The following is a 25,467-nucleotide window of genomic DNA, read 5'->3' as shown; positions in this document are numbered from 1 at the left end:
CGTCACGCGGGGTGCCGGAGGGTCAGAGGTAACTCCGGAATGCCCAGACCGCGGTGGCGGCGATGGCCGCCAGCCAGACCACGGCGACGAGGATCTTTGATTTGTCCAGCGCTGCGCCGATGCCGCCGGAGGAGCCGCCGTAGGTTTTCACATTCCATGCGGTGACCATGACAAACATGATGATGGTCACCGTCCACACGACCATGCAGTAGGGGCACAGGGTCCGAATGATGAACATGGACTGGTACGCCAACCAGTGGACGAACATTAGGGCGAAGGTCAGGCCGAGCTGTGCGCCGAACCAGAACCAGCCTTTGAAACGGCCTCCGGCGAGAATCGCGGCGCCGATCAGCGAGGTCACGGCGAAACCCGCCAGACCGATGAAGGGGTTGGGAATTCCAAAGGCCGCGGCCTGTCCGGAGCGCATGACGCTTCCGCAGGAGAGGACCTCATTGAGATCGCAGCTGGTGACGTGGCCCGCGTCCTCGAGGATCGCCAACTTCTCCATCATGATGATCGTGGAGGCGATCAAGCCGATGATGCCGCAGATCAACAGCGTCCAACCCAGCCATGTCGGCGGCTTGGGCAGCTGGACGGTGTCGGTGGACATGTGGGTGTCGGTGGACACGGGGAACCTCCGGATCGGCACGGGTAAAAGTTTCGAGGTCCAAGTGTATTCACCTGTCCGTGTTTCGGCGGACGGGGGATGAACTTCACAGCCAATTACTAAACATGGAAAGTATTTTCCAACTCTGGCGGGATGGATCCGCGATGCGGGAGGGGCGTCGGTGTCCGCCTGCTCAAACTTTCGGGGGGTAACCCCCATCGGTAATAGGTTTGGCTTACCTGCACACATATGTTAGCTTTTTCTTTAGGTAACCTTACCTCACTTGGACTTTTTGAAGGGTCTCGAAGCAGGCCGAAGAACGACAACAAAGGACGACATGGTTAACACTCGTTTCAAGCTGGTATCTGTTGCTGCCGCCGCCGCGCTCGCACTCACCGGCTGCTCCTCCTCCGAAAGTGATGCCGCCTCGGAATCCTCCTCCGGATCATCCTCCGTCGCCGCCGAGGCGTCGGGCAATGTGACAATCGAGGACAACCACGGATCCCACGAGATCACCCTGCCGGTCAAGGCGGTCGCCGCCACCGACAACCGCGCCTTCGAACTCCTCGACCGGTGGGGCGTCGATCTGGTAGCCGCTCCGGTGCCGTTGATTCCCTTCACCGTCACGGACTACAAGGACAATCCCGACATTGTGGATATCGGATCCCACCGTGAGCCCAACCTCGAGGCGCTGACCGCCGCGCAGCCCGATCTGATCATCAACGGCCAGCGCTTCGCATCCTTCTACCAGGACATCACCACCCTCAACCCGGACGCCACCGTGATCGAACTGGATCCGCGTGACGGCCAGCCCCTGGACAAGGAACTCATCCGTCAGGTGGAGACCCTCAGTGAGATTTTCGGCGAGGAAGAGGATGCCGCCAAGATCGTCGACGAGTTCAACCAGGCAGTCGACCGTGCGAAGGACGCCTACGCCGCGATCTCCGACAAGACCGTGATGGCGGTCAATGTCTCCGGCGGAAACATCGGCTACATCGCCCCCGGTGTCGGTCGCACCTACGGCCCGATCTTCGATCTGCTCGGCCTGACCCCCGCGCTGGAGGTGGAGAATGCCTCCTCCGACCATGAGGGCGACGATGTCAACGTCGAGGCAATCGCAGAGTCGAACCCAGATATCGTCCTGGTGATGGATCGCGATGGCGGCACGAACACCCGCAACGAGGAGGGCTACGTCGCGGCCCAGCAGGTCATCGAGGGCAATGAGGCTCTCGCCAACGTCCGGGCGGTCACCGGTGGCAACGTCTACTACGCCCCGGCCGACACCTACACCAACGAGAACATCATCACCTACACCGAGATTCTCAACGGGCTCGCCGATCTGTTCGAGAAGGCAGCCAACAACAAATAGCTGAAACGGCACCGGCCGGGGGAGGGAATGCTCCCGGCCGAGGCCGCTCCCAGTGCTACATCTCCGGAGGTCGCCTTGTTCCCAGACTGGACGAGGCGATCTCCTGTCCCATTTTCCTAACTACAACATTCCGCCGTTCTCAGTGGGTGTCCCATCGCGGAGGCACCCCTGGGGACGGTGGAGAACCACATTGAGGAACCAGGCCATTGTTCATGTCTTACACTCCGAATCGACACCGGGGAAGGGGGATCTGACAATGCAGTCGACGTCAACCCCGCAGGCGGTGGATACAGAGGAACCCCGACGCGGGCGGACGCGCGCGAAGCTCTTCGATTGGAAGCTGCTCATCGGCGTCATCCTTGTCGGTGCACTGGTTGTCCTTTCACTGTTCACCGGGCAGTACGACATCTTCGGTGGGGAGGACGGCGCAATGATGTTCAATGCCGTGCGCATTCCGCGGACCGTCTCCCTGGTGCTTGCGGGCGCCGCGATGGCGATGTCGGGATTGGTCATGCAGCTGCTCACCCAGAACAAGTTCGTCGAACCCTCGACCACGGGCACCACCGAGTGGGCGGGACTTGGACTGCTGACGGTGATGTACTTCGTTCCCGCGGCCAGCGTCCTCGACCGCATGATCGGTGCGGTTGTGTTCTCCTTCATCGGCACAATGGTCTTCTTCCTCTTCCTGCGCCGGGTCACCCTCCGCTCATCACTGATCGTCCCGATCATCGGAATCATGCTCGGTGCGGTGGTCGGATCCATATCCACCTTCTTCGCCCTGCAGACCGATATGCTCCAGCAACTGGGCATCTGGTTCGCCGGATCCTTCAACACGGTCTTCCGCGGGCAGTATGAGGTGCTGTGGATCGTTGTCATCGTCGTGGTGGCGGTGTTCATCTTCGCCGATCGTCTCACCGTGGTGGGTATGGGCGAGGAGATCGCAACCAATGTCGGACTCAACTACAACCGGATGATCCTGATCGGAACGGGACTGATCGCCATTGCCACCGGTGTGGTCACCGTTGTCGTGGGCAGTCTGCCCTTCCTCGGACTGATCGTTCCAAACGTCGTCTCAATGTTTCGCGGCGATGATCTCCGATCCAACCTGCCGTGGGTGTGCCTGATGGGAGTTGCAACGGTGACCATCTGTGATCTGATCGGTAGGACCATCATCGCGCCCTTCGAGATGCCGGTGTCGGTGATCCTCGGAATCGTCGGCGCGGTGGTTTTCGTGATTCTGATTGTCAGGCAGCGTGGACGTGGATAGGAAAACCATGACCCAGAGTGAAACCCCGGTCGGGGACCAGGCCGAGACGAAGGCTGCCGGAGGCGGTGCCGCAGGTGACGGGCGCTCCACCCCCGGGCTGTCCGCGCTGCAGGGCGCTGTACCCGGTGAGTTGGGCGCGCCGGCCCCGGACACGGAGGCCGAGCGCACCGCAAGTCGGAGCTCCGGGGCGTTCCAGAGCCCGGGGGCCAGGCGGAAGTACTGGACTATCATGGCGGGACTGCTGCTCGCCGGCCTGGGGTTCACCTGGGGGCTGATCTGGTACAACAATCCGATGCCCATGGGTCACCCCGGCTTCCTGCTCATCGCCGAGAGGCGCATGGAGAGCGTGGTGGTGATGGTTATCGTCGCCTTCTGCCAGGGCCTGGCCACCGTTGCATTCCAGACCGTCACGGGAAACAGGATCATCACGCCGTCGATCATGGGGTTCGAATCGCTCTACACGGTCATCCATACCGGCACCGTGTTCTTCTTCGGCGCCACGACCCTGATCGCGACCCGCAATCTCGAGATGTTCCTCGGCCAGCTGGTGGTCATGGTTCTGCTCACGCTGGTGCTCTACACCTGGCTGCTGACCGGAAAGAACAGTGACATGCATGCGATGCTCCTGGTGGGCATCATCATCGGCACCGGCCTGGGATCGGTGTCCACCTTCATGCAGAGAACACTGACACCCTCGGAATTCGATGTCCTCTCCGCCCGGCTCTTCGGTTCAGTCAACAATGCTGAGACGGAGTACTTCCCGATAGCGATCCCCCTGATCGTGGTCGCCGGAACACTGCTGCTGTTGGCCTCACGGAAACTCAATGTCATTGCCCTGGGCAGGGACACCACGACCAACCTCGGGGTGAACCACAAGACGCTTTCCATCTACATCCTGGTTCTGGTGTCCATCCTCATGGCGGTGTCCACTTCCCTGGTGGGGCCGATGACCTTCCTCGGATTCCTGGTGGCCACACTGGCCTATCAGTTCGCCGACACCTTCGACCACCGCTACATTTTCCCGATGTCGGTGCTGACGGGGTTTGTCGTGCTGGCCGGGTCCTACTTCATCATGAACCATGTGTTCCGTGCCCAGGGCGTGGTGTCCATCATCATCGAGCTGGTCGGCGGATCGGTATTCCTCTTTGTCATCCTCAGAAAGGGCAGATTGTGATCACCTTAAAGAATGTCCGGAAGGACTATTCAAGCGACGTCAAGATAGGGCCGGTCAATCTTGAGATCCCGGCCGGGGGAATCACCGCGCTGGTCGGCCCGAACGGCGCGGGAAAATCCACCCTGCTGACCATGATCGGCCGGCTGCTTGGGATGGACTCCGGTGAGATCCGGGTGGCGGAGTTCGATGTCAGCTCGACCAAATCGCAGGATCTGGCCAAGATCATCTCGATTCTCCGTCAGGAGAACCACTTCATCACGAAACTGACCGTCCGCCAGCTGGTCGGCTTCGGACGTTTCCCCTACAGCAGGGGCAGGCTCACCGCCGAGGACGAGGGGATCATCTCGAGGTACATCGATTTCCTCAATCTCACCGACCTGGAGGACCGCTACCTCGACCAGCTCTCCGGCGGACAGCGGCAGCGGGCGTATGTCGCCATGGTGCTCAGCCAGGACACTGACTACGTCCTGCTCGATGAGCCCCTGAACAACCTCGACATCGCCCACTCCGTGGAAATGATGAGGCACCTGGAGCACGCCGCCGAGGAATTCGGACGCACCATCATCGTGGTTCTTCATGACATTAACTTCGCGGCGCGGTACGCCGACTACATCATTGCCGTGAAAAACGGACAGATCGAACAGATGGGGACACCGGATGAGATCATGCGCGATGACACCCTGAGTTCGATCTTCAACACCTCGATCCAGGTTATTGATGGACCGACCGGCAAGATCGCCTGCTATCACTGAGCCCCCGCTTGTCGACGCCAACACCGGCACCCCTCCACCACTGTGGAGGGGTGCCGGCTCTTTTCTGCGGAGACAAGCCTTTGACCTGGGGATTTGTGGAGCAATCCGGCGGTGTGTAAATTAATTCTCACACCGCCGAGGTAATCAGAAGGTTACGGAGCGGGGAAGACAAAAAGAACTTTGAAAAGACTTTGACTTCTTTCAAGGGATTCTGTAAAGTCGAAAAAGCTGCTTGAGAGCAGGGGAGATAGGAACTTCCCGGTAATCAGGTTGTGCGTGTTGTTTGAGAACTCAATAGTGTGCCATTTATTTTTTTCTTTTGTCGCTTTTGGTGCCCGCTGTTGTGGTGGGTGCCGGGTGGTCATGCCGGGTGTGGGGGTTGCATGAATGTCCCTGCACTGTAAATTGTTGCCTGTTGCTGGTTGCCCGCTTGGTGTGGGTGGTTGGTGGTGGGAATTGTTTGTGCATGATTGATGGCGATGTTTTCATCATGGCCCTTTTTTTGCCCCGTCTGGGTGGGTTGTGGTGGTTGTTTTTTGATCATTTATTTTTGGTTGACAGCCAGTCGGCATTTATGGTCATCTGCGTTTGTGTGGGTGGTTGTGGGTGTTGGTTTTGTTGTTGGCTGGGTTATCGGGCTTTTCACGGCCGTGATATTTTTTCATTTTGTGGAGAGTTTGATCCTGGCTCAGGACGAACGCTGGCGGCGTGCTTAACACATGCAAGTCGAACGATGATGCCCTGCTTGCAGGGTGGATTAGTGGCGAACGGGTGAGTAACACGTGGGTGATCTGCCCCGCACTTCGGGATAAGCCTGGGAAACTGGGTCTAATACCGGATAGGACCGCACTGTTGGGGTGTGGTGGAAAGATTTTTCGGTGTGGGATGAGCCTGCGGCCTATCAGCTTGTTGGTGGGGTAATGGCCTACCAAGGCGTCGACGGGTAGCCGGCCTGAGAGGGTGTACGGCCACATTGGGACTGAGATACGGCCCAGACTCCTACGGGAGGCAGCAGTGGGGAATATTGCACAATGGGCGCAAGCCTGATGCAGCGACGCCGCGTGGGGGATGACGGCCTTCGGGTTGTAAACTCCTTTCGCCAGGGACGAAGCTTTTGTGACGGTACCTGGAGAAGAAGCACCGGCTAACTACGTGCCAGCAGCCGCGGTAATACGTAGGGTGCGAGCGTTGTCCGGAATTACTGGGCGTAAAGAGCTCGTAGGTGGTTTGTCGCGTCGTCTGTGAAATCCCGGGGCTTAACTCCGGGCGTGCAGGCGATACGGGCATAACTTGAGTGCTGTAGGGGAGACTGGAATTCCTGGTGTAGCGGTGAAATGCGCAGATATCAGGAGGAACACCAATGGCGAAGGCAGGTCTCTGGGCAGTAACTGACGCTGAGGAGCGAAAGCATGGGTAGCGAACAGGATTAGATACCCTGGTAGTCCATGCCGTAAACGGTGGGCGCTAGGTGTAGGGGTCTTCCACGACTTCTGTGCCGCAGCTAACGCATTAAGCGCCCCGCCTGGGGAGTACGGCCGCAAGGCTAAAACTCAAAGGAATTGACGGGGGCCCGCACAAGCGGCGGAGCATGTGGATTAATTCGATGCAACGCGAAGAACCTTACCTGGGCTTGACATACACCAGATCGGGCTAGAGATAGTCCTTCCCTTGTGGTTGGTGTACAGGTGGTGCATGGTTGTCGTCAGCTCGTGTCGTGAGATGTTGGGTTAAGTCCCGCAACGAGCGCAACCCTTGTCTTATGTTGCCATCACGTGATGGTGGGCACTCATGAGAGACTGCCGGGGTTAACTCGGAGGAAGGTGGGGATGACGTCAAATCATCATGCCCCTTATGCCCAGGGCTTCACACATGCTACAATGGTCGGTACAGCGAGTTGCCACACCGTGAGGTGGAGCTAATCTCTTAAAGCCGGCCTCAGTTCGGATTGGGGTCTGCAACTCGACCCCATGAAGTCGGAGTCGCTAGTAATCGCAGATCAGCAACGCTGCGGTGAATACGTTCCCGGGCCTTGTACACACCGCCCGTCACGTCATGAAAGTTGGTAACACCCGAAGCCAGTGGCCCAACCCTTGTGGGGGGAGCTGTCGAAGGTGGGATCGGCGATTGGGACGAAGTCGTAACAAGGTAGCCGTACCGGAAGGTGCGGCTGGATCACCTCCTTTCTAAGGAGCTTTATTTTTGTGCTGTGCCCGTGGTGCCACCGGTTGGTGGTGTGGGTGCGGTGTCGGTGTTGGAACCCGGATGTGGTTGCCATCGGCGTGTTATTAATCGGGTGGAGATGATCATCTGTGTGGTGGCGGAAGAGAAATGTTGGTAGGTGGCATGCTGTTGGGTGTCTGGGATGACATGTGTGTTGTGTTGTTTCCTGTGGGCATCGATGTCTGTTGCGCTTGTTCCCTTGTTGTGGGGTGGGTGTGGTGGTGTTGGTGTTGTGTTGTGTGAGAACTGTATAGTGGACGCGAGCATCTTTATTTTTTTGTAAGTTTTGTGTATCCGAACGCGCATCGTGCCTTTTGCCGGTTCGTCCTTGTGGCGGGTTGGTGGGTGGTGTGGTGTGGTGTTGTTTGTTTTTAAGGGCACACGGTGGATGCCTTGGCATGTCGAGCCGATGAAGGACGTGAGAGGCTGCGTTATGCCTCGGGGAGTTGCCAACTGAGCGTTGATCCGAGGATGTCCGAATGGGGAAACCCGGCCGCAGTGATGTGTGGTCACCTGCCGGTGAATATATAGCCGGTGTGGGGGTGAACACGGGGAAGTGAAACATCTCAGTACCCGTAGGAGAAGAAAACAATTGTGATTCCGTTAGTAGTGGCGAGCGAACGTGGATGATGGCTAAAACCCATGTGTGTGATACCCGGCAGGGGTTGCATGTGGGTGGTTGTGGGGCTAGTGCGTGTCCGGTCTGCCGGCCGGTGGCATCGGTTGTGGTTGTTAGTGGAAGTGGTGTGGAAACGCCTGCCGTAGAAGGTGAGAGTCCTGTACGCGAAGATGACCATGGTGGTGTTGTGTTAGTACCCGAGTAGCAGCGGGCTCGTGAAATCTGCTGTGAATCTGCCGGGACCACTCGGTAAGCCTGAATACTTGATATGACCGATAGCGGATTAGTACCGTGAGGGAATGGTGAAAAGTACCCCGGGAGGGGAGTGAAATAGTACCTGAAACCGTGTGCTTACAAACTGTCAGAGCATCCTTTGTGGTGTGATGGCGTGCCTTTTGAAGAATGAGCCTGCGAGTCAGCGGCATGTCGCGAGGTTAACCAGTGTTGGGTAGCCGTAGGGAAACCGAATCCTAACGAGGGTGTGTTAGTGGCATGTCTTGGACCCGAAGCGGGGTGATCTACCCATGGCCAGTGTGAAGCGATGGTAAGACGTCGTGGAGGCGCGAACCCACTTAGGTTGAAAACTGAGGGGATGAGTTGTGGGTAGGGGTGAAAGGCCAATCAAACTCCGTGATAGCTGGTTCTCCCCGAAATGCATTTAGGTGCAGCGTTGTGTGTTTCTTGCCGGAGGTAGAGCTACTGGATGGTTTAGCGGGACTAAAATCTTAGCGACATCAGCCAAACTCCGAATGCCGGTAAGTGAGAGCATGGCAGTGAGACTGCGGGGGATAAGCTTCGTAGTCGAGAGGGAAACAGCCCAGATCGCCGGCTAAGGCCCCTAAGGGTGTGCTAAGTGGAAAAGGATGTGCAGTCGCGAAAACAGCCAGGAGGTTGGCTTAGAAGCAGCCATCCTTGAAAGAGTGCGTAATAGCTCACTGGTCGAGTGATTGTGCGCCGACAATGTAGTGGGGCTTAAGTACACCGCCGAAGCCGCGGCAATGCATCCTTGTGGGTGTGTTGGGTAGGGGAGCGTCGTGTACGCGGTGAAGCAGCCTGGTGACGGTGTTGTGGAGTGTGCGCGAGTGAGAATGCAGGCATGAGTAACGAATGATGAGTGGGAAACTCATCCGCCGGATGACTAAGGGTTCCTGGGTCAAGTTAATCTTCCCAGGGTGAGTCGGGGCCTAAGGCGAGGCCGACAGGCGTAGTCGATGGATAACGGGTTGATATTCCCGTACCCGAATGTGGGCGCCCATGGTGAATCAGTGATACTAACCATCTATGCCCGCTGTTGTGTGTGTCTTTGATGCATGTGGTGGTGTGGTGTGCGTGGGACCTGATCTGGTAGTAGCTAAGTGATGGGGTGACGCAGTGAGGTAGCCAGGCCACTTATTGGATTGTGGTGTAAGCGTGTGGGACGATGGGTAGGTCAAATCCGCCTGTCATGTGTCTGAGGCGTGATGCGTAGCCCTGTGTGGGTGATGTTGGTGATCCTGTACTGTCGAGAAAAGCCTCTAGCGATGTCCATGTTTGGCCCGTACCCTAAACCGACACAGGTAGTCAGGTAGAGAATACTAAGGCGTTCGGGTGAACTGTGGTTAAGGAACTCGGCAAAATGCCCCCGTAACTTCGGGAGAAGGGGGGCCATGGTTGGTGAACACCGTGCGGTGGGAGCTGATTGTGGTCGCAGAGAATAGAGGGAAGCGACTGTTTACTAAAAACACAGGTCCGTGCGAAGACGTTTAAGTTGATGTATACGGACTGACGCCTGCCCGGTGCTGGAAGGTTAAGAGGACCGGTTAGTCACGTTGGTGGCGAAGCTGAGAATTTAAGCCCCAGTAAACGGCGGTGGTAACTATAACCATCCTAAGGTAGCGAAATTCCTTGTCGGGTAAGTTCCGACCTGCACGAATGGCGTAACGACTTCCCTGCTGTCTCAACCACAGGCCCGGTGAAATTGCAGTACGAGTAAAGATGCTCGTTACGCGCGGCAGGACGAAAAGACCCCGGGACCTTCACTATAGCTTGGTATTGGTGTTTGATTCGGTTTGTGTAGGATAGGTGGGAGACGTTGATCATGTGACGCTAGTTGTGTGTGAGTCGTTGGTGAAATACCACTCTGATCGGATTGGATACCTTAACCTTGGCCCATGATCTGGGTTGGGGACAGTGCCTGGTGGGTAGTTTAACTGGGGCGGTTGCCTCCCAAAATGTAACGGAGGCGCCCAAAGGTTTCCTCAGCTTGGTTGGTAATCAGGTGGTGAGTGTAAGTGCACAAGGGAGCTTGACTGTGAGAGTGACAGCTCGAGCAGGGTCGAAAGACGGGACTAGTGATCCGGCACCTACTTGTGGTTGTGGTGTCGCTCAACGGATAAAAGGTACCCCGGGGATAACAGGCTGATCTTCCCCAAGAGTCCATATCGACGGGATGGTTTGGCACCTCGATGTCGGCTCGTCGCATCCTGGGGCTGGAGGAGGTCCCAAGGGTTGGGCTGTTCGCCCATTAAAGCGGCACGCGAGCTGGGCTTAGAACGTCGTGAGACAGTTCGGTCTCTATCCGCCGCGCGCGTTGAAACTTGAAGAAGGCTGTCCCTAGTACGAGAGGACCGGGACGGACGTACCTCTGGTGTGCCAGTTGTTCCGCCAGGAGCAGGGCTGGTTGGCTACGTACGGGAGGGATAACCGCTGAAAGCATCTAAGCGGGAAGCCTGTTTTGAGATGAGGTTTCTTTTGAGGTTCCCTGGAGATGACGGGGTTGATAGGCCAGATCTGGTAGCACTGTGAGGTGTGGAGGTGACTGGTACTAATTATCCGATTTTAAACAACTGTTGGTTTGTGTGCATTAAGCGTGTTTACTTAAGAATTGTTGTGTTTGCGTCCACTATGCAGTGTCTGGCATGACACACGATCGCCTACCATGGTGTGTGGTGGTGTGTGGTTGCCGTTGTGGTTGTGTCGGTGGTGATAGTAGCAGGGAAACGCCCGGTCCCTTTCCGAACCCGGAAGCTAAGCCTGGTTACGCTGATGGTACTGCACTCGGGAGGGTGTGGGAGAGTAGGTTACCGCCGACCTAAAACTTAAAAAGATTGTTAAAGCAGAAGTAGTGTGTGGGAGAGTGTGATCTGGTGGTGGGAGTGGGTTTCCTTCTGCTGGGTGGCACTCTCTTTCCGCATGTCCGCACCCCTGTGCTCACCCGTGGTGACCGGAACCAATAGACTGCAATCATGTCCAAATCTCATGTAGTCTCCCGTCTGCGCCCCTTCGGGGAAACCATCTTCGCGCAGATGTCCGCCAGGGCCGCCAAGGCCGATGCGATCAACCTCGGCCAGGGATTCCCAGATGAGGATGGCCCCGCCGAGATGCTGCGCATCGCCGCCGGGCAGATCGCCGGGGGTAACAACCAGTACGGACCGGGCAGGGGAGCGCCTGAGCTGCGCAAGGCCGTGGCCAAGGAGCGCAAGAAGAGATTCAAGTTGGCCTACAATCCCGATTCCGAGGTTCTGATCACCGTCGGGGCCACCGAGGCGATCTCCGCCACCGTCCTCGGGCTGGTTGAACCCGGCTCCGAGGTCATCGTCTTTGAACCCTATTACGATTCCTATGCCGCGGCCATTGCGCTCGCCGGGGCCACCAGGGTTGCGGTACCGCTGAAGGAGGAGGACAACTCCTGGGCGCTGGACATCGACGCGCTTCAGGCGGCTATCACGAAAAAGACGTCGATGATCATCATCAACTCCCCGCACAACCCGACCGGTTCGGTGTTTTCCCGCCGTTCCCTGGAGGCGCTTGCCGGCATCGCCCGGGTCTATGACCTTCTCGTGCTCTCGGACGAGGTCTACGAGCACCTGGTTTTCGATGATGCTGAGCATGTCGCGGTTGCCACCCTGCCGGGCATGTGGGACCGCACGATCACCGTCTCCTCGGCGTCGAAAAGCTTCAGCGTCACGGGGTGGAAGACCGGCTGGGCCCTGGGGCCTGAGCCCCTGATCACCGGGGTGCTCAGGGCGAAGCAGTTCATGACCTACGTCGGTGCCACCCCCCTCCAACCCGCGGTGGCGTACGCGTTGAGGAACGAGCAGGAATGGTTGTCATCCATGCGCTCCGGACTGGAGCGCAAGCGCGACATCCTCCGCGATGCGTTGACCGGTGCCGGACTGTCCGTCCATGACTCCCGGGGGACCTATTTCATCGTCGCCGATATCGGTGACCGTGACGGGGCGGAGTTCTGCTCACGGCTCATCGACCGGGTGGGTGTGGCGGCGATCCCGGTCCAGGCCTTTGTCGATCATCCGCGGAAATGGTCCTCGAAGGTCCGTTTCGCCTTCTGCAAAAAGGAAGAGACGCTGCGCGAAGCTGCGCAGCGTCTCGGGAGAATCGGGGAACTAGAGCTCTAGGAGATTGAACCTGGTCTCCTTGACCTCGTCGAGGCGGCCCCTGAGCTTCTCCAGCCGTGCCCACTGTTCGTGGGGAATGGTCTTCTCCGCCCTGCGCACCACGTCAACGTCGGTGGTGCCCCAGGTGATCGGCATCGGGCTGATCTCATCCCACTGCTCCTGGTTGCGCACCCTGCGGCGACCGGTGACGGCGACCGAGGGCACCCTGGTACCGAGCTTGCGCGGGTGCATCCCGACACGGGTGATCGTGCGTGTGGCCAGCGCCCACTTCGGTGCGGCGGAATCGTCGACATTGATGTTGACCAGCGCGAGCAGCACCACATCGCGGGGGTTGACCTCGGCGATGACCGCGGGGACCAGGTCGTAGTTGTCATAGAGCGACTGCGCCGAGCCCATCTGTCTGGGCAGCACCGGGATCATGATGAAACTGATCAGCGCCATCACCCCCAGCACGAAGGCGAGGATCCACCCCCAGACAGCACCACCGGCGGCGTAGTAGCCGGCCACACCGCCGGCGATGAGGACGAGACCGAAGAAGAAGGCGGAGACCTGGAGCCTCCTGGCGTCGCGGAGGAACTCATTGTTCTTCTTCGCGTAGGCCTCGTCAACCTGAAAAGGGAAGTGCGGCATTATTGGTCTTTCTCTGAGATGGGGTATAGGAGATCATCGGCATCGATGATGCGGTATGCGTAGCCCTGTTCCGCCAGGAAACGCTGCCGGTGTGCGGCGTACTCCGTATCAAGGGTGTCCCTGCTGACCACGGAGTAGAAGTGCGCCTCACCGCCGTCTGCCTTGGGACGCAGCAGACGCCCGAGACGCTGCGCCTCCTCCTGGCGGCTGCCGAAGGTCCCGGAAACCTGGATCGCCACAGCGGCCTCGGGAAGGTCGATGGAGAAGTTCGCGACCTTGGACACCACGAGAACGTCGAGCTCTCCGCTGCGGAATCGATCAAAGAGCTCACCGCGTTTCCTGTTGGAGGTCTTTCCGTCCACCACGGGTGCGGAGAACTCCCCGCCGAGTTCCTCCAGCTGGTCCAGGTAGGCCCCGATGATCAGCGTGGGCTGGCCCCTGTGCCGTTCGAGCAGTCTGCGCACCACCTCGACCTTTGTGTGCGCGCAGGCGGCCAGCCGGTAACGGTCGCCCGATTCGGCGGTGGCATAGACCATGCGTTCGGCATCGGTCATGGTTGTGCGGACCTCCACGCAGTCGGCGGTCGCGATGAACCCCTGGTTTTCCAGATCCTTCCACGGGGCGTCATAGCGCTTCGGTCCGATCAGCGAGAACACATCGCCCTCCCGCCCGTCCTCGCGGACGAGCGTGGCGGTCAGACCCAGGCGCCTGCGGGACTGGAGATCGGAGGTCATCCGGAACACCGGGGCGGGGAGCAGGTGGACCTCGTCGTAGATGATCAGCCCCCAGTCCCTGGAATCGAAGAGTTCGAGCGCCTTGTACTCGCCCTTGGTGCGCCGGGTGACCACCTGGTAGGTGGCTATGGTCACCGGGCGGATCTCCTTCCTCTCACCCGAGTACTCGCCGATCTCCTCCTCGGTGAGGGTGGTGCGGCGCAGCAGCTCATCCTTCCACTGCCGGCCCGCGACGGTGTTGGTGACCAGGATCAGCGTGGTCGCCCCCGCCCTGGCCATGGCCGCGGCACCGACCATGGTCTTTCCCGCCCCGCAGGGCAGGACGACCACTCCGGATCCGCCCTGCCAGAAGGAATCGGCGGCGAGGCGCTGATAGTCGCGTAGTTCCCATTGCTCCACTGCCGTCGAAAGTGCGATGGGGTGCGCCTCCCCATCTACGTAACCCGCCAGGTCCTCCGCCGGCCATCCGACCTTGAGCAGCTCCTGCTTCAGACGGCCACGCTCCGAGGGGTGGACAATGATGTTCTCTGCGTCAACCTGCTGACCCAGCATCGGTTTGATCCTGCGGTGCCGGGTGATCTCGACGAGCACCGCGGGTTCGGCGGATTCGAGGATGAGCCCGTGTGCGGGGTGCTTGTGCAGACGGACGCGCCCGTAGCGCGACATCGTCTCGGCGATGTCGATGAGCAGCGCCTGCGGCACGGGGAAGCGGGAGTAGCGCTCGAGCAGATCCACCACCTGTTCCGCGTCATGTCCCGCGGCGCGCGCATTCCACAGCGCAAGGGGGGTGATGCGGTAGGTGTGCACATGCTCGGGCGCACGCTCCAGCTCCGCGAAGGGGGCGAGCGCGGCCCGGGCCGCGGAGGCCAGGGGGTGGTCGATTTCGAGCAGAACAGTCTTGTCTGATTGGACGATCAGGGGTCCATCGCCAAAAGCCACTAAAGAAATCTCCTAACAGGTGGAAACCCCCATTATGTCACGGTTTTCCGGCTAGTCCACTATCACTTCCGTGATGCGGTGGAGAAGGAAGCGGTGGATCTTTCCGGTGGATTCATCGAGGGCATCGACCTGACCGGCGGACACAGTCAGAGGTTTGACCACGCGGTGCACCGCCACCCCCTGTTTATCCACGAATCCGAGAGTCACCGAGCGGTTCCCCCTCGCAGCGGCCTGCAGGACCGCCAGCGTGGGCTGTTCGGTGGCCTCGCCGCCAGCCGCCGCGTCCTCGCGGCGCAGGGCGTTGATGGCCGCCCGGATGCGGCCGTCGTCCAGCCCCGTCCGACGGGGTTGGCGTTCCCTTAACGGTACCCGCACCGGTGTCGGGGACAGGTCGAGCCGGGCACCCAGGGCGTCCTCTGCCACGGGGTGCATTCCCGCCTCACGCAGTGCCCTGACCACGGCGATCAGGGGCGCCTGGGAGATGGCCACGGTCGGCGCTATCTGACGCAGCGCCACCGAGGGTGCGGCGTCGATGGCGGCGAGCAGTACGGCGGGATCATCGGAACGCAGATAGCACAGTGCGGGCCCGCCGCGAAGGGTACCGTGCCTGCGTGCGATGTCTTTGAGCAGATAGGTCACCGACTGCGGGAGTTCGGTCAAAGAATGTTGACGGAGGAAGGACTCGATGTCGGTGGTGCTCAGCCCGGTATCGAGGGCGGAGCGCAGGGATGATTCCGTGATCCTGTACACGCTGGCCACACCGGCGGACTCCAGCTCGGCGATGGTGTCGGTCATTTTCTGCATGGCAGGATCCAACGGCCCGGGAACCATGATCGTGAGATCGCCCTGTACGTGGAAGTTCTGGACCGGGGCAGGGGCGTCGATCGCGGGGGCCGGGTCATCCCCCCGCAGCAGTGCGAGCCCGGCGGAGGTGACACCACCGGCGACCGCGCCGATCCAGCGTGCCTCTTCGAGAATCTGCTCCACGGTCCCGGCGTCCATGCGGTGCGCGGCGATCGGATGGGAATAGAAGATCTCCTCGGCCAGCTCATCCGGTGCAACTCTGCTCAGCGCCCCGATGACGATCGCGCGGGTGTCCGGAAGCTGCTCACGCGCCGCCGCCGGGCTGAGCAGGTGGATCGGTTTGTTCCTGGGATCGGCGGCGCCGACGAGCCAGGCGGCGAGGGTCTGTGACCACCACGCGCGCAGCAGCGCGGCCAGCTGGCCACGGAGGTCGAGAGCGAGCCATTCATCGGCAGTGGGTGTAGGTGCGATGTAATCACCGCCGTCATCAACATCGGGCAGGGGATCGGGGACGCCGCGGGCGAGCAGGTTGCCGGACACAGCCAGGTTGACCAGCCTGGCGAGCAGGAACTCGTCCACGCCCAGTTCCCTGGTCAGCCTGCTGACCGCACGCACGCCCAGGCCGCCGTCCTTCAGGGTGGCGGCCGGGGTGGCACCCAGGGCGTCGATAAGCATTCTGGTCAGGCGTACCACCTCGAGCCCGGCCGCGACGCCGGCGGAATCATCGGCGGTCCCCGGATGCTTGTCGACGGGCAGAATGCGCCAGGGCAGCGCCTGCTTCCCCTCAAGCACCCGCCGCACGGCGGCGGGGAGCTTGACGGTACTGCTGTCCACCCGTGCCAGCAGCCCGGCTGAGATCAGCTCCGGGATCGGGCGGGTGGGAATGGCGGTGATCGCCGCGTCCTTTGTCAGCCCGAAGCCGCCGGATGCCACGAGGGTGGTCAGGATCTTTCGTTTGCGCTGGTCCAGCGACCCCACGGCCTCGGTGGCCTCGGCGAAGCTCAGGGTGCGGGCCTGCACCTCCGGAAGCAGCTGCCAGTTCGTGGGCAGTGCGGGCATCGCCTCACCGACAATACGGATGTGATCCCGCCCGTAGATCACGGCCATGGAGCGAAGGTGGTCCAGTGCGTGGGAGACCTGCCCGGCATCCGGCAGTTGTCCGCTGTTTTCAAGGACGGTGTGCAGTCTCTCCACCACTTCGGGGGCAGTGACGGGGTGGAGTTCCGCGCCGATGTCCGCCGCGGCCTCCAGCACCGCGAGGTCGAGGGCGGTGAGCCTGTGGAGGGCGCGGACCAGGGACGCCCGCAGCTGTAAACGCGCTGCAAGGGAGCCAAAGCCGGGCGGCAGTGGCAGCACGGAATCGGGTCGGTTGCGCAGGAGTTCGGCCAGCTGCGGATCGTCCAAATCGGCCAGCCAGTCCCGAAGTGTCATCGTGGGTGGATCATTTTTCATGGTGGCATTCAAGTTTAGTTCCAGTTGAGGTGACTTTTCGCGGCGGAGTTTGACAGAATGGGAGGCATGTCAAATGTAGAGAAAAAGGGATACGTTGACCCGGCATGGCCGGCGCACCTCCCAGGCGATGGCCACGCGGTTTCCGAACTCACCTCCCGGTTGGCTGGTGCGTCCAGTCCCTTCGGCGATGATCTTGAGCTCCCGGTTCCCCCCGAGAGCCTGGGCTACGTTCATCCCTACACCAGAATCAACCGCTAGTCCGATCCGACAGCAACCCGGATAGAACAAAGAAGAGGCGGTACCCCGGATAACCGGGGTACCGCCTCTTCGGGCTTTCTAGTTGCCGATGAAGGCGTTGTAGTAGGCCTCGACCTCTGCGGGAACGGTGATGCCGTACTGTGCCAGGGTCTGGGTGACGTTGGCGTAGGTGGCCCGGATGGTGTCGGAATCGGTGGAACCGATGGCAACGTTGGCGTTGGCGGGTGCTGCCGGGGCCGCGTAGGGGGCCTCGACGGGGGCAACCTGTGCCGCTACGGGTGCGGGTGCCGCGGCATTGCGCGGGGTGGGTGCGGAGTTCAGTCCGAGCTTCGCGGAGCAGGAGGGCCATGCGCCCCATCCCTGGCCTGCGAGGGTGCGCTCGGCGACGGCGATCTGCTGCTCGCGGGTGGCCAGGTTGGCGGTGGGGGCGAACTCCCTGCCACCGTAGGCGGCCCAGGTGCTGGCGGAGAACTGGACTCCGCCGTGGTAGCCGTTGCCGGTGTTGATTCCCCAGTTGCCGCCAGACTCGCACGCTGCAAGACGGTCCCAGTCGGAATCGGGAGCAGCGGAGGCGGTCGGTGCCAGCACGGCTGCTGCAGCGCCGAAAGCGATGGTGGAGGCAGCGAGCTTGACTGCGGCGGAGCCGGTCTTGGTTGAGTGACGTCCCATGGAGCGGTTTTCCTCTCATTTGTCGCCGTCGAGGTTAGCTGTCGGGTTAGAGCGGAGGATATGCTCTGTCGGATTTCTCCGACTTCACCCCAAGGAGTGGAACCTCCGGTGCCTGTGGACCAGGCGGTGGTTTCCCCGTTCCTGTCTGCATTCGCTTCCACCGGACGGTGGAAGATAGATTATTTACGGTCTATTGCACATGTTCCTTGTTGATCCTCCGGCTCCAGACAGGATTTGGCGAAGAGCCGGATGGTGGATCAATGCGAAGTGCCTGCGACATACGCTAGCGCTTTGGTAACGAAATTGTCACGTTCTTAATGGATTGTTGATCAAACTTTTTTGCGGCCCACCTTGAATTTGCAGGTCATGGGGGCAAACCCTGAACTGTGATCCTGGTTACATTTTCTTCTCGGGCGTAATGTCGCGGGAACCGGAGCGCGTGTTTTTCTCCAGGGCCGGCCGGTGTATACTGGTTCGTTCGTATTCTTTTGAGTCACCCTCCGAGCTGCGCGACCATCCTTATCCCGCTACCGGGGCGGTGACCACTGTTGAGGAAGGTGGTGAGGACAAGTGCCCGTCGGAACTGTGAAATGGTATGACGCAGAGCGTGGTTTCGGCTTTGTCTCAAATCCGGGGGAGGACGACTGCTTCGTGGGTAGGCAGTCTCTGCCCGAAGGCGTTGATGAACTGCACCAGGGCCAGCGGATCGAGTATGACTTCACCGCGGGACGAAAGGGTCCCCAGGCGCTGCGTGTCAGGGTGCTGGACTCTCCCCGGAAGCGCCCCCAGCACAAGTACGAGCCGGATCAGCTGCACAGCATGATCTCGGATCTGGTCACGCTGCTGGAGGGAAGTGTGCAGCCGGGGCTGTTGAAGGGCCACTACCCGGACCGGAAATCGGGACGGCAGGTTGCTTCGATCCTGAGGGCGGTGGCCACGGAGCTGGAGAACTGAAGGAAGGCGGTGCCGCACAGGCACCGCCTTTCCTATTCTGCCACCGTGCTCAGGGACCAGGTGGTGGTGTAGGGGGCCTGTTCGCCATCCGAATCGTGTCCGATCATCACCGCGGAGATCTCCACGACCACGAGCCGGGGCCGCTGCCCACCCTCCTCGGTGGGGTCCACGGATCCGGGTACGGTGACCTCGGTGGCGTCGAAGCTGGTGTGGTAGAACTCGTCGTTGGCCGCGGGATCATCGTAGATGGTCAGCAGATACCAGTCGTGGTCATGGATGGCTTCCGGAATCGAGAGGTGGAGCTCCTCGTCCGCGCCGACCTCCAGGACGGGCACCTCGTTCTCCTCGCATGCCACCCCCGGCTCACAGACGCTGAAGGGGAACACCTCGATCTCGCCGGCCGGGGAGGAGGCAGTGACGGAGATCTCCGAGGGCTCGGGGTCCGGGCGGTCGTTCCACCAGCTCTGGAACACCACGGAGGCGACCACCACGAGGACCACCGCCAGCGTCAGCGCGATTATTTGGATCAGATTCCTGCGTCGTGTCTTCCGGCTAGCCATGGAACCCCATCCTAGTTGCCACCGACCCATTCAACCTCATACAGGTCGGGCCAGCGTTTTCCGGTGAGATAGAAGCGGTCGGTGCCCGGGATGTGTGCGATCCCGTTGAGGACATTGTTCACGTCGGGGACCGCGTTGTTGGGAAGTCCGGAGGCGTCGATGACCGCGGTGACCGCACCACTGTCGGCGTCGATACGCACGATGTCGGTGCTCTGGAAGATGTTGGCGTAGATCTCATCCCCGACGCATTCCAGCTCGTTGAGCCGGGATACCGGCTCGGTCCCGGAGGTGACCGTCACTCGGCCCCGCTCCTCGAAGGTCTCCGGATCCAGCGTGCGGAGTGTTGAGGTGCCGTCAGACATGTACATGACGTCTCCGTCGCCGGCACAGATACCCCAGCCCTCGCCCGGATAGGGGACCCGGTCCAGAACCTCCAGGCTCGAGCGGTCGCGTTTGTATGCGATGCCGGACTTCCAGGTCAGCTGCCAGATGTGGTCCCCGGCGATGGTGATTCCCTCACCGAAGTCATCTGCGGGGAGATCCTGCGAGGCGTACTCCCGCCCGTCAATGCCACTGCGGTAGATGCGTGAGTCACCATACTGGCCCGTGCCAACGACCAGGTCCTGTCCGTCGAGTTCCAGACCCTGGGTGAAGGAGGAATCGTCGAAGGCGTGTGTACCGATGATCTCCGGGCGGAGGTGCTCCACCGGGCGTGGGGCACCGGGACCGGTGTCCGCGCAGGACATCAGCGCGGAGGAAGCCAGGACGGGGACCGACAGGATGAGGGCGAGCGTCTTCTTGAAGGCCAGCGGCATGGGCCTACACCTCCTCAGCTATTTCCCAGAGGTGATCGTTGACCTCCGCAATCGTCGGAATGAAGGCCGCCACCGGGCGCACCTCCGCGACCGGGAAGGTGCTGCCGTATTCCACCCATGCCGCCACGCGACGGGCACCGTTGCAGGAGTCGAGCAACCAGACCTCCGCGGAACGCAGCTCCTCGATGTTGAAACCCTCCGGCCGGGCTTTCGGGGTTGCACCCAGTGTGGCCAGGTATTCCACCACCTGGGTCTCGATTACGGAGGACAGGGTGCGCGGGTGTGTGGAGTAGAAGACCATCTCGCCCTCGATGACGAACAGCGAGGCCTCGATGGCGCTGACGGCCATGCCGCGCTCATCGACCAGCAGGCCCTCATCCGCACCCTGCCGGCGCGAGGCGGCCAGAGCCCGGGCCTGCCAGGCGAAGTCGCGACCCTTGATCACCGGGTGCGCCCGTTCATCACGGTGCCCGTGCACATCCAGCGTCAGGTCGGAAGGGGAAGGCCGGAAGGGTTTGATCTCGACGTTGAAGGTGTGATCCTCGACGGTCACCCAGGGGTAGACATCGGGTGCGGCGGCTCTCAGACGCTCCCGGATCCTCGGCTCATAGTCCACCGACGCGGGTACGGCATTGATCAACCGCGCCACGTGACTGCTGAAATTGCGGACGTGACCATTGATCATATGAAACGTTGTGGTTACCACGGTGAGGGTGAACGCCTTTCAAGCGGGTTTCACGGGCCTTAAATGATAGCCAAGACAGTATCACCTGCAGGGGGGCCTCAAAAGTCGCCGGAAGCCCCGCCTTCGCGGTGCCTTTAACTTGCCTGTTCAGGTCGACAGGTGAAAGAATTCTGTCGAGCTAAAGGTTCAGTGTCTCTGAAGCTCACCCCTTTCTTCTACTCAGAGCAGAAAACAGGTATGCGGCAATGACGTCGAGCAATGCAACGGAGACGGCCCGGGAAACCACAGGCTTCCTGGACCGCTACTTCCACATTTCAGAGCGGGGATCGACCATCGGCACCGAGGTGCGTGCGGGTGCGGTCACATTCTTCGCGATGGCCTACATCATTATTCTCAATCCCCTGATCCTCGGAACAACCCCGGACATAGAGGGCAACACGCTCGGTATCGCTCAGGTGGCGGCGGCCACGGCGCTCGCCGCCGGTGTCATGACCATCGCCTTCGGCCTGATAGCCCGTTATCCCTTCGGAATCGCCGCCGGGCTCGGTCTGAACACCATGGTGGCGGTGACACTCGTGGCGGGGGAGGGTCTCACCTGGCCCGAGGCCATGGGACTGGTGGTCATCGACGGAATCGTGATCGTCATCCTCGCGGTGTCGGGTTTCCGCGTCGCGGTGTTCCGGGCGATTCCCCCATCGATGAAGGCGGCGATCGGAGTCGGCATCGGCCTGTTCATCGCGATGATCGGCCTGGTGGATGCCGGATTCGTCCGCAGGATCCCGGATGCGGCCCACACGACCGTCCCGGTCGGACTCGGTATCGGGGGCTCGATCGCCTCCTGGCCGACCTTCGTCTTCGTCATCGGTGTTCTGCTCTGCGGCATCCTGGTCGTGCGGAAGGTCCGCGGCGGCCTGTTCCTGGGCATTCTCGGTACCACGGTGCTCGCCATCATCTTCGAGTCGGTGTTCGGTTCCGGGCCGAGTGTGGAAAACGGCGAGCCCAATCCCGGTGGATGGTCACTGGCTGTGCCGACCATTCCCGATTCCTTCGGTGGCATGCCCGACCTGTCGCTGGTCGGCGCCGTCGATCTTATCGGGGGATTCTCCCGGGTCGGTGTCGTGGCGGCGACGCTGCTCGTGTTCACCCTCGTCCTGGCCAACTTCTTCGATGCCATGGGCACCATGACCGCACTGGGCAAGCAGGGCAACCTGGTTGATGCAAACGGTGACCTGCCCGACATCAAGCGCGCACTGGTCGTCGAGGGTGCGGGCGCCATCGTCGGTGGTGCGGTGTCGGCGTCGTCAAGCACCGTGTTCGCCGATTCCTCCGCGGGTGTGGCCGATGGAGCCCGGACCGGTCTGGCCAATATTGTCACCGGTTCACTTTTCCTTCTGGCGATGTTCCTCACCCCGCTCTACGAGATCGTTCCGATCGAGGCGGCGGCCCCGGTGCTGGTGGTGGTCGGTGCCATGATGATGGCGCAGGTCACGGAGATCGATTTCACCAAGTTCCACATCGCCTTCCCCGCCTTCCTGACAATTGTCATCATGCCCTTCACCTACTCGATCGCCAACGGTATCGGCGTCGGCTTCATCATGTACGCGGTCATGGCCGCCGCAGCGGGCAAGGCCAAAGAGGTGCACTGGCTTATGTGGCTGGTGGCCGGTCTGTTCGTGATCTTCTTCGCCGTCGATCCGATCATGGATGCGCTGTCCTGACATGGTTGAAGGGGATGCAGCAACAGCACGAATCCGGATCTTCGACCCCGAGGACCCGAGGTTGGCGGATTTCCGCGACCTCAACCACTCCGACTCCAGACCGGACCTTCCGGGTGGTAGGGGACTGGTGATCGCGGAGGGTCCGCTCGTGGTCGGCCGGTTGCTGGAGTCACGGTTTCCGGTCAGGGCGGTGGTCGGATTCGGAGGAAAACTCGACTCCTTCCTCGCCGCCAATGCCGGTGGGAAGGAACTAGGGGACGATATCCCGGTCTATGAGGTGAGCAGGGAGGTGCTGGCGGAGGTCGCCGGCTTTGACATGCATCGCGGACTGCTCGCCTCCGCGGACCGCCCGGAGCCACTCAGCGTCGCCGAGGTGCTGGAGGGGGCCCGGACCGTGGTTGTTCTTGAGGGGGTGGGCGATCACGAGAACATCGGCTCCATGTTCAGAAACGCAGCAGGAATGGGTGTCGACGCGATACTTTTCGGAAATGGCTGTGCCGACCCGCTCTACAGGCGGGTTGTGCGCGTTTCCATGGGTCATGTCCTGCGACTGCCCTTCGCGCACCTGGAGGGCGGATACACGACGTGGCAGCACAGTCTGGACCAGCTCAGGCGGGAGGGGTTCCACCTGGTCTCGCTGACACCCGACCCCGCAGCGGAACACATCGAGGACGCCCTCGCGGGACACGACAGGGTTGCACTGCTGGTCGGAGCCGAGGGCCCGGGGCTGAGCGAGCACGCGATGCGTGCCACCGACGTCCGCGCCAGAATTCCTATGGCACCGGGAACGGACAGCCTCAACCTGGCAACCTCCGCGGCGATAGCCTTCTACGAGAGGGACCGGTCTCAGCGGTCGGTGTGACGGATCCGCTCCGCGACATTCGAGGTGAAGCTGCGGCTCGCCGTGATCAATGATCGGCCCCATCTCCGGGCGGAACGGGCCGCCCTCTTCGCCTGCGCGCCGAGACGCCCGGTGAAGGCGTCCTCCAGGTTGGTCCCCTGCGCCCCGTGCTCCTCGTAGTCATCGTATTCCCCCGATTCGCGGAAGCCGAGCTTTCCGGCGGCGGAGTGGGTCAGTTCGGCGGGCGAGAGCTGCCGAGTCTGTGCGATCCTCGGCTCGGGCCGGCCGTCGATGGCATAGGCCACGACGTTGATGTCCGGCGACTCCGCGGCGTCAAAGCCCAGCCACGCCCGCTGTGCCGCCTCGACCAGGTCTATCGGGTTGAAGGGCAGTGACAGTGCGCTGATCCGCTTACCCATGCTCCCGGCCCAGTAGGGGGCCTCGAAACCCCCCGGTACCCCGATATCCTCGAAGATCCGCTCCTGTTTGGCGATGAACGAGCGTTTGACGCCATCGCCGGTGAGATGGACGAAACCGCCGAGCGTCGTCGACTCGTTCACCGCGAAGATGAACGTGTCCGTCGCAGGCATCGAATGCATCAGGCGGGTGTCGAGCCCGCTCAGGGAGGTGGCATCCTCGAGAACCGTCTGAATCACCGTGACGCCGGGGAAACCGGCGATGTAGAATTCATCGACCGATGCCGGGGCTGATCGGTTGAGCGCGAACTGCCCGATGGGTGTGATGGGCCAGGTGGGATTGAGCTGTGCGAGAAGCTTCCGGCCGAAGCCACGGTCGGCCCGCGGCTCGGAGCGGATGATTGCGGCCGGATCGCTGGCCGTGACAAACCAGAAGGTGACTATCGCGGCCCTGTCGCCCAGGAGATTCGGCATCGTCTACAGCTCTCCTACTTCTTGGGGCGTTTGGTGTTGGCACGCACCCCGAGAAGTACATCCTCCCAGTGCGGGGTGACCGCCTTGCGCCGTCGATTCTTCGGCGCACCGTCACCGGTGTGCGCGGGGACGGCATCCGTCCCCTCGACACCTTCCTCGCTGTCCGTGGACCGCTCACGGCCGTCCGCGGGGGGAGCGGTGGCAACGTCATCGCCACCAGCCCCGGAGTCCTGTACCCCGTCCGCATAGCGGTTGCCACCGATCGAGGTCAGGGTCCGTACGGGTTGGATGAACTCCGGGTCGATGAGATCGGCGGCGACCGGGGTCCGGGGATCGGCTGTGGGCCTGCTCGTATTGTGCAGCTTCAGCGCCCACTCCGCGTGGTTGTCACTGAGACCGGCCTTCCAGCTGACGCGGACGATCCACTGGTTCGTGGCGTCGCGGTAGGCGTCCCATGTCGCGGTGGTCAGATCGTGTCCACGGGTGGCGAATGCGGTTGCGAGGATCTCCCACAGGGTCAGCTTTGCCGGACCGTCCTCGCGCACGGGGTGGGACTGCTTGGCCAGATCCGCGATCCGCGCGCGCTCCAGGACCACGGGGTGGGCATAGGGTTCCACGCGGGATTCCGTGACCTCGTTCTCCTCTGCCAGCTCGGCGATGGTCGCGCCGGCCCTGATTCGGTTCTGGATCTCACGGGGCGTCATCTTCAGGGGTGCACTGATCCGGGGATCGAGTTCCCTGTCCTTGTCGCGTGCCGCGGCGGGTTCCGAAGCCGACTGTGCGGGAACCTGTGAGGCGACTTGTGAGGACAGGGGCGTCGATCCGGAGGAGTCCGATCCGGTGGCATCTGGCCCGGTGGCATCTGGCCCGGTGGCATTTGATCCGGCAGGGGCGTCACCGGTGGGAACGGACTCCAGCACCACCTGATTGGGGTTCGGTCTGCCGTGTTCGCCGGTCAGGACGGCGCGGAACTCATCGGTCACGGCGATGAAGAATTCCTCGGCCCCATCGTCCGCAGAGGTTGTGAAAACCAGGGATGATTCGGTGGAATCCCCGCTGACCAGGAAAAGTTCCCGCATGTTGACTCCTTGAGGTCGGATAGGTGTTTTACCAGCT

The 25,467-nt window shown here is 61.2% G+C and carries 19 protein-coding genes, 3 rRNA genes and 1 riboswitch; of the genes, 12 read left to right on the top strand and 10 right to left on the bottom strand.

Translation table 11 applies throughout. From position 1 onward, the window contains the following. Positions 1–22 precede the first annotated feature (22 nt). Entirely contained in the window at positions 23–610 is a 588-nt protein-coding gene (locus tag B7E02_RS11080) for a vitamin K epoxide reductase family protein (protein ID WP_143336800.1), read from the bottom strand. 334 nt (positions 611–944) lie between these two features. On the opposite strand from B7E02_RS11080, the gene B7E02_RS11075 reads away from it, so the two are divergent. The 8 genes from B7E02_RS11075 to B7E02_RS11040 all read left to right on the top strand — a co-directional run bounded on the left by B7E02_RS11075 (position 945) and on the right by B7E02_RS11040 (position 12,402). Continuing rightward, entirely contained in the window at positions 945–1,976 is a 1,032-nt protein-coding gene (locus tag B7E02_RS11075) for a siderophore ABC transporter substrate-binding protein (RefSeq protein ID WP_080796071.1), read from the top strand. 256 nt (positions 1,977–2,232) lie between these two features. Next, positions 2,233–3,243: an ABC transporter permease gene (locus B7E02_RS11070; RefSeq protein WP_080796070.1), complete on the top strand. Its 1,011-nt coding sequence runs from the start codon at positions 2,233–2,235 to the stop codon at positions 3,241–3,243. Positions 3,244–3,250: 7 nt separating this feature from the next. Then, positions 3,251–4,417, top strand: a complete 1,167-nt coding sequence (locus tag B7E02_RS11065) for an iron chelate uptake ABC transporter family permease subunit (protein ID WP_080796068.1) — start codon at positions 3,251–3,253, stop codon at positions 4,415–4,417. Next, positions 4,414–5,169 (top strand): iron ABC transporter ATP-binding protein, encoded by a 756-nt coding sequence (locus B7E02_RS11060; RefSeq protein WP_080796066.1) that lies wholly within the window; start codon positions 4,414–4,416, stop codon positions 5,167–5,169. The genes B7E02_RS11065 and B7E02_RS11060 overlap by 4 nt, the downstream gene beginning before the upstream one ends. A gap of 665 nt (positions 5,170–5,834) precedes the next feature. After that, positions 5,835–7,352, top strand: a 16S ribosomal RNA gene (locus B7E02_RS11055). Positions 7,353–7,750: 398 nt separating this feature from the next. Continuing rightward, positions 7,751–10,835 (top strand): 23S ribosomal RNA (locus B7E02_RS11050). A 127-nt stretch (positions 10,836–10,962) separates the two neighbouring features. Continuing rightward, a 5S ribosomal RNA gene (gene rrf / locus B7E02_RS11045) occupies positions 10,963–11,079 on the top strand. Together the 16S, 23S and 5S rRNA genes form the textbook arrangement of a ribosomal RNA operon. Before the next feature lie 153 nt (positions 11,080–11,232). After that, positions 11,233–12,402 carry a pyridoxal phosphate-dependent aminotransferase gene (locus B7E02_RS11040; protein WP_080796064.1) on the top strand — a complete coding sequence of 390 codons (1,170 nt, stop codon included), beginning with the start codon at positions 11,233–11,235 and terminating at the stop codon, positions 12,400–12,402. Here B7E02_RS11040 and B7E02_RS11035 read toward each other — a convergent pair. The 3 genes from B7E02_RS11035 to B7E02_RS11025 are packed head-to-tail and all read right to left on the bottom strand — an operon-like array spanning position 12,391 to position 16,961. After that, positions 12,391–13,032: a DUF3239 domain-containing protein gene (locus tag B7E02_RS11035; RefSeq protein WP_080796063.1), complete on the bottom strand. Its 642-nt coding sequence runs from the start codon at positions 13,030–13,032 to the stop codon at positions 12,391–12,393. The two genes, B7E02_RS11040 and B7E02_RS11035, sit on opposite strands and share 12 nt — an antisense overlap. Next, positions 13,032–14,705, bottom strand: a complete 1,674-nt coding sequence (locus B7E02_RS11030; RefSeq protein ID WP_080796061.1) for a DNA repair helicase XPB — start codon at positions 14,703–14,705, stop codon at positions 13,032–13,034. Before B7E02_RS11030 ends, B7E02_RS11035 begins: the two co-directional genes overlap by 1 nt. Before the next feature lie 51 nt (positions 14,706–14,756). Beyond that, a complete protein-coding gene (locus tag B7E02_RS11025) occupies positions 14,757–16,961 on the bottom strand; it encodes a helicase-associated domain-containing protein (protein ID WP_080796910.1) in 2,205 nt (734 codons plus the stop codon). Between the two features lie 66 nt (positions 16,962–17,027). Here B7E02_RS11025 and B7E02_RS11020 point away from each other — a divergent pair, with 66 nt between their 5' ends. Continuing rightward, entirely contained in the window at positions 17,028–17,219 is a 192-nt protein-coding gene (locus tag B7E02_RS11020) for a hypothetical protein (RefSeq protein ID WP_179129713.1), read from the top strand. Positions 17,220–17,297: 78 nt separating this feature from the next. Here B7E02_RS11020 and B7E02_RS11015 read toward each other — a convergent pair whose 3' ends face one another. Then, complete coding sequence (locus B7E02_RS11015; protein ID WP_080796057.1) at positions 17,298–17,888, bottom strand: resuscitation-promoting factor Rpf1 domain-containing protein; 591 nt, start codon at positions 17,886–17,888, stop codon at positions 17,298–17,300. Positions 17,889–17,895: 7 nt separating this feature from the next. Continuing rightward, positions 17,896–18,024, bottom strand: a riboswitch (cyclic di-AMP (ydaO/yuaA leader). A gap of 434 nt (positions 18,025–18,458) precedes the next feature. On the opposite strand from B7E02_RS11015, the gene B7E02_RS11010 reads away from it, so the two are divergent. Further along, positions 18,459–18,842 carry a cold-shock protein gene (locus tag B7E02_RS11010; RefSeq protein ID WP_080796055.1) on the top strand — a complete coding sequence of 128 codons (384 nt, stop codon included), beginning with the start codon at positions 18,459–18,461 and terminating at the stop codon, positions 18,840–18,842. A gap of 32 nt (positions 18,843–18,874) precedes the next feature. On the opposite strand, the gene B7E02_RS11005 is transcribed toward B7E02_RS11010, so the two are convergent. Genes B7E02_RS11005 through B7E02_RS10995 form a run of 3 tightly spaced genes read right to left on the bottom strand, consistent with a single transcriptional unit; the run spans position 18,875 to position 20,923 of the window. Beyond that, positions 18,875–19,402: a DUF2771 domain-containing protein gene (locus B7E02_RS11005; RefSeq protein ID WP_080796053.1), complete on the bottom strand. Its 528-nt coding sequence runs from the start codon at positions 19,400–19,402 to the stop codon at positions 18,875–18,877. 11 nt (positions 19,403–19,413) lie between these two features. Beyond that, positions 19,414–20,217, bottom strand: coding sequence for a glutaminyl-peptide cyclotransferase (locus B7E02_RS11000; RefSeq protein WP_080796051.1), 804 nt, complete (start codon positions 20,215–20,217; stop codon positions 19,414–19,416). Positions 20,218–20,221: 4 nt separating this feature from the next. After that, positions 20,222–20,923: an aminotransferase class IV gene (locus B7E02_RS10995; RefSeq protein ID WP_080796047.1), complete on the bottom strand. Its 702-nt coding sequence runs from the start codon at positions 20,921–20,923 to the stop codon at positions 20,222–20,224. A 224-nt stretch (positions 20,924–21,147) separates the two neighbouring features. Between B7E02_RS10995 and B7E02_RS10990 the strand changes: the two genes are divergently transcribed. Beyond that, positions 21,148–22,620: an NCS2 family permease gene (locus tag B7E02_RS10990; protein ID WP_080796045.1), complete on the top strand. Its 1,473-nt coding sequence runs from the start codon at positions 21,148–21,150 to the stop codon at positions 22,618–22,620. 1 nt (position 22,621) lies between these two features. Then, the gene (locus tag B7E02_RS10985; RefSeq protein WP_080796043.1) at positions 22,622–23,482 is read left to right on the top strand and encodes a TrmH family RNA methyltransferase; all 861 of its coding nucleotides are present in this window, start codon (positions 22,622–22,624) and stop codon (positions 23,480–23,482) included. Here B7E02_RS10985 and B7E02_RS10980 read toward each other — a convergent pair. After that, a complete protein-coding gene (locus tag B7E02_RS10980; RefSeq protein WP_080796041.1) occupies positions 23,467–24,351 on the bottom strand; it encodes a DUF6928 family protein in 885 nt (294 codons plus the stop codon). The two genes, B7E02_RS10985 and B7E02_RS10980, sit on opposite strands and share 16 nt — an antisense overlap. 14 nt (positions 24,352–24,365) lie before the next feature. Then, on the bottom strand, positions 24,366–25,430 hold the full coding sequence (gene sepH / locus B7E02_RS10975) for a septation protein SepH (protein ID WP_080796039.1): 1,065 nt from the start codon (positions 25,428–25,430) through the stop codon (positions 24,366–24,368). Positions 25,431–25,467 lie beyond the last annotated feature (37 nt).

Source organism: Corynebacterium pacaense (assembly GCF_900169525.1).
GTDB classification, from domain to species: domain Bacteria; phylum Actinomycetota; class Actinomycetes; order Mycobacteriales; family Mycobacteriaceae; genus Corynebacterium; species Corynebacterium pacaense.
The sequence above is the reverse complement of the archived record's forward strand: the minus strand, read 5'-3'. Positions and strand labels throughout refer to the sequence as shown.

Coding starts and splice junctions, on each gene's coding strand:
- B7E02_RS10980 (WP_080796041.1), bottom strand. CDS start 24,351: ATGCCGAATCTCCTGGGCGACAGGGCCGCGATAGTCACCTTCTGGTTT.
- B7E02_RS11070 (WP_080796070.1), top strand. CDS start 2,233: ATGCAGTCGACGTCAACCCCGCAGGCGGTGGATACAGAGGAACCCCGA.
- B7E02_RS11015 (WP_080796057.1), bottom strand. CDS start 17,888: ATGGGACGTCACTCAACCAAGACCGGCTCCGCCGCAGTCAAGCTCGCT.
- B7E02_RS11005 (WP_080796053.1), bottom strand. CDS start 19,402: ATGGCTAGCCGGAAGACACGACGCAGGAATCTGATCCAAATAATCGCG.
- B7E02_RS11075 (WP_080796071.1), top strand. CDS start 945: ATGGTTAACACTCGTTTCAAGCTGGTATCTGTTGCTGCCGCCGCCGCG.
- B7E02_RS11065 (WP_080796068.1), top strand. CDS start 3,251: ATGACCCAGAGTGAAACCCCGGTCGGGGACCAGGCCGAGACGAAGGCT.
- B7E02_RS11035 (WP_080796063.1), bottom strand. CDS start 13,032: ATGCCGCACTTCCCTTTTCAGGTTGACGAGGCCTACGCGAAGAAGAAC.
- sepH (WP_080796039.1), bottom strand. CDS start 25,430: ATGCGGGAACTTTTCCTGGTCAGCGGGGATTCCACCGAATCATCCCTG.
- B7E02_RS11020 (WP_179129713.1), top strand. CDS start 17,028: ATGTCAAATGTAGAGAAAAAGGGATACGTTGACCCGGCATGGCCGGCG.
- B7E02_RS11080 (WP_143336800.1), bottom strand. CDS start 610: ATGTCCACCGACACCGTCCAGCTGCCCAAGCCGCCGACATGGCTGGGT.
- B7E02_RS11000 (WP_080796051.1), bottom strand. CDS start 20,217: ATGCCGCTGGCCTTCAAGAAGACGCTCGCCCTCATCCTGTCGGTCCCC.
- B7E02_RS10985 (WP_080796043.1), top strand. CDS start 22,622: ATGGTTGAAGGGGATGCAGCAACAGCACGAATCCGGATCTTCGACCCC.
- B7E02_RS10990 (WP_080796045.1), top strand. CDS start 21,148: ATGACGTCGAGCAATGCAACGGAGACGGCCCGGGAAACCACAGGCTTC.
- B7E02_RS11025 (WP_080796910.1), bottom strand. CDS start 16,961: ATGAAAAATGATCCACCCACGATGACACTTCGGGACTGGCTGGCCGAT.
- B7E02_RS11040 (WP_080796064.1), top strand. CDS start 11,233: ATGTCCAAATCTCATGTAGTCTCCCGTCTGCGCCCCTTCGGGGAAACC.